We start from the raw sequence: 6,653 nt of genomic DNA, 5'->3' as shown, positions 1-6,653 counted from the left end.
CAGCCGCGGACCGGCCACGGTCAACGAACTGGCCGAGCCGTTCCAGATCACCAAGCAGGCCGTCTCGAAGCACATCCAGGTGCTCGAGCACGCCGGCCTCGTCTCGCGCACCCGCGACGCGCAGCGCGATGCCGCATCCACGTGCGGTCAGGTCGACCGTGGTCGGCCCCTCCGCCCTCCTCAGTGCGACGCTAACTCGCGCACCGCGGCGCGAACGCGGAGTGTGCCCGATCGGGCACCGAACCCTGCGCGCCTCCGCGCGCTCCGCGCGGATCTATCCGACCGCCGACACCACGTCGATCACGAGCCCTGCACGGCGTCCACGATCGACGAGTGCGCTGCTCGCCGCGTCATCCGTGATCAGCCGGGACACGTGCGAGGTCGGCACCGTCGTGATGAGCGACTCGGCGCCCATCTTCGTGTGGTCGACGAGGGCGACCACCTCGGCGGCCGACGCGGCCATCGCACGGTCCATCTCGGCGACCCGCGCGTTCGGCGTCGTCAGGCCCCGCTCGATCGTGAAGCCGTTGCCCGAGAGGAAGGCGAACGGCGCGCGCAGCCCCGTGAAGAACCGTTCAGCGCGTGAGCCGACGAGCGCGCGGGTGTTGCCGCGCACCTCACCGCCGGCGAGGTGCACGTCGATCGTGGCGGCGTCAGCGAGCGCGTCCGCCACGAGCAACGAGTTCGTCCACACCTGGATCTGCTTGCCGACGAGCTGCGTCGCGAACTCGAGGGTCGTCGTGCCCGCACCCACGATCACGGCGTCACCGTCCATCACCAGCTCGGCCGCCGCCCGCCCGATCAGCGTCTTCTCGATCATGGCGATGCGGGACTTCTCGTGAAAGCTCGGCTCGAGCGTGTGGCGTGTGCGGGCACGGGCTACCCCGCGCGCGTACGAGATGCGTCCTCGGGCGGCGAGCTCGCGCAGGTCGCGGCGGAGGGTGACGGCGGATGCCGCGGCGTCGACCTCGAGGTCGGCGAGGCGCGCTTCACCGCGCCGCTGCACCAGGTCGATGATCCGTTGCTGTCGCTCCGCCTTGTCCACCTGCCACCGCTCCCTCGCCTCCTCCTACTCTTCCACGACGGGCTCGAGCGCATCGACGGGCGCCACGTCGTCAGTCGGAGCGGCATCCATCGAAGCTGTGGCATCCGTCGACGCTGGGGCATCCGGCGACGCCGCAGCATCCGGCAGCCCGACCGCCGCACCGATCACCCGGATGCGCTCGAGCGACTGCTCGGCGACGTTGCCGTTCGCGTCCACGGCACGCACCTCGACGTCCCAGATCCCGGGCCGCAGCAGTACCGGTCCGGTGTACGCGGTCCAATCGCCGCGCTGGGTGCGGTACTCGACGGATGCCACGCCGGCCGAGTCGTCCGTCACGTCCAGCACCAGGTGCGCGGGCGAGCGGTACGCGCCCGCGGGCGCGGGCTTGCCGTCGACCGACGCCGCGATGACGGGAGCCACCGTGTCGTCGAGCGCTTCGGCCGCGGCATCCGAGACCCGGAACGCACCGTTCTGCACGGCCCACAGCGAAAGCACCGACCAGGCGGCGTGCATCGCGACCCACTCCTCCCGGCCGTTGTAGGTGTCGTCGTCAGACGCGAGGTAGGTGCGACCGTCGGTCGATCGCGCCTGCATCGCGAGGGCGTCGCCACCGTGCAGCTCGAGCCAGTAGGCGCCGTCGTGGCTGGCCTGCTGGTCGACCCCGAACGCTGCCGAGATCGCGTCGACCGCGACGAACTGCAGCCGCCGTGACGAGCCCCAGTCGGTGCCCTCGGGGTAGTACACGGAGCCCGAGCCCTCGCGGTAGATCGTGCCGCCCGGCGCCTCGTAGGGCGGAGCCGGGTAGTCGTGGTCGACGAAGTTGCCGTAGAGCAGCTCCATGTTGTGCAGCGCGGCGGCGGGCGTGGGTCGGCCGGCGAGGGTCGACGTCGTGCCGGCGTAGAGCTGCTGCACCATGGTCGCCATGTAGTCGGGGTGGAGCAGGTCGTGGTTGTAGGCCCGGCCATCCTCCTCGACGTTCCACCCATCGATCCACTCGTCGAGCGGCCGGCCGTTGATCGGCGTCTCGTCCTGCACGTCGCTCGGCTTGGCGTGCGCCGAGAGCAGCAGCTCGACGTTCTTCGTCATCCACGCGTCGTGGCGCGGGTGCTCGGGGAACATCGCCGTCGCCACCTGCAGCAGCATCGAGTTCCAGGAGTTCTCCTCGGCCTTCGTGTCGCCCGGCGAGAGCACCGTGCCGTCGGCGGCGGTCCAGTACGGAACCTTGTAGTCGATGAACCGGTCGGCCTCGGTCTCGACCATCAGGCCGACGAGCCGCTGGTCCTCCTCGCTGAGGTCGTCCCACAGCAGCCACGCCGCCTGCCCGGCGAGCGCCGCCCACAGTGCACCCTGCCACGACGTGCTGCCGCTCCATCCGCCGCGGGTGTTCGCGTAGTGCGCCTTCGCGAGCGAGCCGATGAGACGCACGGTCTTCGCACGTGCCTCCTCCTCGGAGACGCCGGTCACCGACGCGTCGTACGTGCCGGTGACGAGTGCGGTCGCGAGGGCGGTCGCCTCCGCGGCGACGGGGCGGATCTGGTGCTCGCCGGTGCCGCCGAACGTGACGTAGCCGGTCGGCTGGGTGCCGAACTTGTTCTTCCACCAGGTGGTGAGCGCGTACTCGTTCGAGTTGCGCAGGATATCGCCGGCCACCGCGTCAGCGTCCTCGAGCGGGGCATCGCCGAGCGCGTCCCAGTCGATCGGCACGACGGATGCGTCGGCCTGCGGCGGCGGCGGCGGGGGCGTGCCGTCGTGCAGCAGCGTGAAGTGCTCGAACCGGGCAGGGATCGCCGGCGCCCCGTTCGTGCCGGCCATCGCGAACAGGCCGATCTTCAGGAACTGTCCCGCCGCGACGGGCGTGCCGACCTGGTTCCACGTGGCGCCGTCGTCAGCCGAGTAGTGAGCGGTGACCTCCGTGCCATCGCTCACGACCTTCAGCGAGTAGTGCGTCGGCCACTGTGCGATCGGCTTGTCGACCGGCGAGGGCACCGCCGGCGTGCCGCCGACCTCGCGGAGGAAGAACAGCCGGCCCAGCCCGTTCGCGCGTCCCGAGAAGGCGAGCGAAGCGTAGTTCGCGTCGTCGGTGTAGAGGATGAGGCCGGCCTGCTGGCAGCACGCGGTCGGCGCGAAGTCGATCGTGGTCGAGGCCTCCCAGCTTCCCCAGCCCGGGGCATCCTGCAGCACCAGGTTCTTCGCGGTGTTCGTGCCGCCGTAGAGGTCGCCGGCGAGCGCGGTGATGGTGAGCGCGCCGCCGCCGACGGTGAGCGCCGCGTTGTCGGGCCGAACGCGCTGCCACTTCGCGGTGTCGAGCGTGGAGCCATCGAACGTGTCGCTGCCAGGGAGCGGCACGAGCGGTGGGGCCTCCAGGGCCGCTGCGGGCGTCAGCCCCGTGCCCAGCAGTGCCGCCGTCGCGATCGCTGCCATCGCCGACCAAATGGCCGCACGGCCGCCGCGTGTTCTCGTCATCGAGTCGCTCCCGTCACGTCGTCATGAACTGGGCGCGAGACTATCGACGATCCGGATGCCGCCGGCCGGTGATCACGCGCTCGTGTCCGGTGATCATCGGAATGGGCGTCGGCGGTGCCGTTTGGTCATCGGCCGTGAGCCTCTACGCCGCCCGGCGGGCGACGTCGCTCAGTCGATGAAGCCGTCGAGGATGCTGCCGATGACGAGGCCGCCGAGGATGCCGCCCATCATGTCGCCGCCGCCGCTGCGGCGACCGCCGCCCCAGCCCTGGCCGCCCCACTGTCCCGGGTCCTGCGGACGCGAAGCGTCGATGTCGCGCTGCGCGAGCTGCAGGGCCTCGCCCGCGAGGTACGCGACCCGCCGCGCCATGTGCATCGCCTGCTCGCGGTGGTCCTCGTCGATGACGGTCACGAGTGCCGCGGGCGTGCCGAGGAAGCGGTCGAGGTCGAGCCGGATGCGCTCGGACTCGGCGAGGCGGGTGCGGGCGTCGGCGCCGATCCAGCCGCGGTAGCCGGCGAAGACGTCGCGAGCGACCGCGAGCTGGCGGTCGGCGTCGTCGATGGCATGGCGCACGTGCTCGAGCGGCGGGATCGGACGCGCCGCTCGCTCGCGGGCCGCCGCGATCGCCGCATCAAGCCCCGCGTTCGCCTCGCGCAGGCGGTTCAGCTGCGCGAACGGATCGGTGTTGACGCCGACGCGCGGGAGGGAGGCGAGCGCAGCTTGCAGGTCGGCGATTGCTGCCGTCACGCCCGGTGACTGCGGCTCCTTGAGCGCGACGACGAGGTCGCCGCGGGAGTCCTCGACGATCGCCGCGAGCGTGGACTCGGCGCGCAGCGCCTCGACCTCGAAGGTCTCCACGGCGTCGAGCAGCGCCGCCGCGCGGCGCACCGACTCGGTCGACGCCTCGAGCGCGAGGTTCGCCTGCTCACGCTGGCCGGCCTCGCGCCGACGCTCGGCGACGCCGGCGCTGTGCTCGGCGAATCCGAGGAGCTGCTCGGCCTCGGCGGGGTTCGCCTCCACCTGGGCGAGGGCCTCGGGCGCATAGCGGGCCGCAAGCCGTTCGACCGTCTCGCGGGCGTGGGGGACGCGTGCGCGCAGCCGCGCGGCATCCGCTCGCACGCCGGCGATGATCTCGGGAGCCCGGCGCGCCCGCGCGACCTTGTCGGCGAGGGCTGCCGTGCGCTCGTCGAGCAGGTCTTGGGCCCACTCGCAGAGCTGCACGATGCGCGCGTTGCGGGTGCGCAGCTCCTCGGCGGTGTCGGGGATCTCGTCGAAATTGAGCTGGTTCAGCCGGAACGCCTCGCCCAGGTGCTCCCGCACCGCCGTGAGCGCCGTGCGCAGGTCGGCGGTGGCGTCGGGCCCGAGCTCGGCCTCGGCGAAGACGAGCTCGTCGGTAGTGACGCGGATGCGCTCGTCGGCGGCGACCAGCGCCGTTCCCGCCCGCTTCGCCAGGTCAGCGTCCTGGGCTGCGAGCTCAGGATCTTCGCGCTTGCGTTTGCCCCAGAATCCGGCCATAGGTTCGATCCTACGGGCGGCGCTGGGTGGCGGCTGTGGGGTTGCAGATGACGCTGGGAACTCGACCGATGCGGCGGCGGGCGCGCTCTGTCACCATCGAGAGATGAGCGACCCGACGAGGGCGCCCGCGGGGTGGTACGAAGACGGGTCCGGCGGGCGGCGGTACTGGGACGGCGAGGCCTGGACGGAGTACGTGGCGCCCGGCGTTGAGGGCGGGCCCGTGTCGCAGGTGGGGGACGGGTCGGGCAGCACCGAGGCGACGGATGCCGCGGCGACGCAGCCCGTGGGAGCGACCGGTCCGACGATTCCGTTCGTCTGGGGGTCTCGCGGGTCGGATGCCGCGACGTCGCCCTATGGCAACGGCTCACGTGGTGCGGCGGGATGGTGGGACGCTCCGGGTGGGTACCCCGCGGACGCGCCGACGGTGCCGTTTACGGCCGCGGCCGTGAGCGCGAGCCCTGCCGCGGGCGTGGGGAGGAGCGCGGTTGCCGACCCGGGGATGGCGGGCTACGCCGCAGGCCCCACGACGGCGCTGCCGCAGCATCCGTTCACCGAACCGTCGAACCCCGGGCCGAACGTGGTGGGCATCATCGCGCTCGTCGCCGCGATCGCGGGACTCGTGTTCATGTTCATCCCCGCCGCGACGGGCGTCGCCTGGATCCTCGTGGCCGCCGCATTCGTGCTCTCGCTCGTCGGCCTGTCGCTGCGCCGCGCGAAGTGGGCGGCAGTCACCGGGCTCGTCGTGTCGGTCATCGCCGCGATCGTCGGCATCGTCATGCTCGTGACGCTGCTCCTCGGGGCGGTCGGCGAGCTCTTCAGCGGGATCGACGATCCGGTTCCCGACGTGCCGGTGTTCCCGGTGCCTGACCCTGCGCAACCCGAGGAGCCCGCGGCACCGGCGGCGGGCGACCTCAGGTTCGGCGAGACGATGACCTGGGACGACGGCGTCGCCCTGACGGTCTCGGTGCCCGAGCCGTACACGCCGAGCGCCTTCGCGGTCGGCGCGACGCGGGCGAACACCGTCGTGTTCACGCTGACGCTCACGAACAACTCGACGGCCGACCTCCAGCCCCTGCCGCTGCCGACCCTCTCGTCGGGCGATCAGGAGGTGAGCCAGGTCTTCGACGTCGGCAGCGACGTCTTCGGCCCGGGCGACGACGTGGGCTTCCCGCCGACCGCGACGATCGAGCCGGGCGCATCGGTCAGCTGGCGGGTCGCCTGGTCACTCGACGACCCGAGCGCCCTCACGATGGAGGCGGCTCCGAACCTGCTGTACCCGAGCGCGACCTTCACGAACGCGCCGTAGCCGCCCGCCCGGCCAGCAGGTAGGCCCGCACTGCGGGGTCATCCGTGAGCTCGGCGGCACGGGCGAAGGCGTCGGATGCCTCGGCGCTGCGCCCCGCACGGGCGAGCAGGTCGGCGCGCTCCTCGAGCGTGGGGATGTGGTCCGCGCGACGACGACGTGCTGGGCTAAACAGGTCGTCAAGTTCGAGAGGATCAGGTCGTGGCCCCGAGCTTCTCGATGCCCGCGTGGGCGCCGAGCCCGCCGGTGAACAGCCCGTAGCCGTAGGCGTTGTGCACCTTCATGCCCGGTCGGATGCCGCTGGCCCGCAGCGACCTCGCGACGAGC

Annotated in this window: 4 protein-coding genes and 1 pseudogene; 2 read left to right on the top strand and 3 right to left on the bottom strand. The window is 72.1% G+C overall.

What is annotated here, in order from left to right; genetic code table 11:
* Window positions 1–127 (top strand): annotated as a pseudogene (locus GH736_RS14625) (ArsR/SmtB family transcription factor); the annotation flags it as partial.
* A gap of 147 nt (window positions 128–274) precedes the next feature.
* Here GH736_RS14625 and GH736_RS14620 read toward each other — a convergent pair.
* The 3 genes from GH736_RS14620 to GH736_RS14610 form a co-directional block, all read right to left on the bottom strand.
* Entirely contained in the window at window positions 275–1,045 is a 771-nt protein-coding gene (locus GH736_RS14620; RefSeq protein ID WP_159604586.1) for a DeoR/GlpR family DNA-binding transcription regulator, read from the bottom strand.
* A 24-nt stretch (window positions 1,046–1,069) separates the two neighbouring features.
* Window positions 1,070–3,466, bottom strand: coding sequence for a beta-xylosidase family glycoside hydrolase (locus GH736_RS14615; protein WP_159604584.1), 2,397 nt, complete (start codon window positions 3,464–3,466; stop codon window positions 1,070–1,072).
* Window positions 3,467–3,676: 210 nt separating this feature from the next.
* Window positions 3,677–5,023, bottom strand: coding sequence for a hypothetical protein (locus tag GH736_RS14610; RefSeq protein WP_159604582.1), 1,347 nt, complete (start codon window positions 5,021–5,023; stop codon window positions 3,677–3,679).
* A gap of 103 nt (window positions 5,024–5,126) precedes the next feature.
* On the opposite strand from GH736_RS14610, the gene GH736_RS24600 reads away from it, so the two are divergent.
* Window positions 5,127–6,329 (top strand): DUF2510 domain-containing protein, encoded by a 1,203-nt coding sequence (locus GH736_RS24600; protein WP_203230785.1) that lies wholly within the window; start codon window positions 5,127–5,129, stop codon window positions 6,327–6,329.
* Window positions 6,330–6,653: the final 324 nt, after the last annotated feature.

The sequence above is a fragment of the Agromyces humi genome, from assembly GCF_009720255.1.
Lineage (GTDB): Bacteria > Actinomycetota > Actinomycetes > Actinomycetales > Microbacteriaceae > Agromyces > Agromyces humi.
This window is presented reverse-complemented; position numbering and strand designations above follow the sequence as displayed.

Excerpts from the sequence above, each read along its gene's own strand:
- GH736_RS14615 (WP_159604584.1), bottom strand. The coding sequence starts at position 3,466 with ATGGCAGCGATCGCGACGGCGGCACTGCTGGGCACGGGGCTGACGCCC.
- GH736_RS14610 (WP_159604582.1), bottom strand. The coding sequence starts at position 5,023 with ATGGCCGGATTCTGGGGCAAACGCAAGCGCGAAGATCCTGAGCTCGCA.
- GH736_RS24600 (WP_203230785.1), top strand. The coding sequence starts at position 5,127 with ATGAGCGACCCGACGAGGGCGCCCGCGGGGTGGTACGAAGACGGGTCC.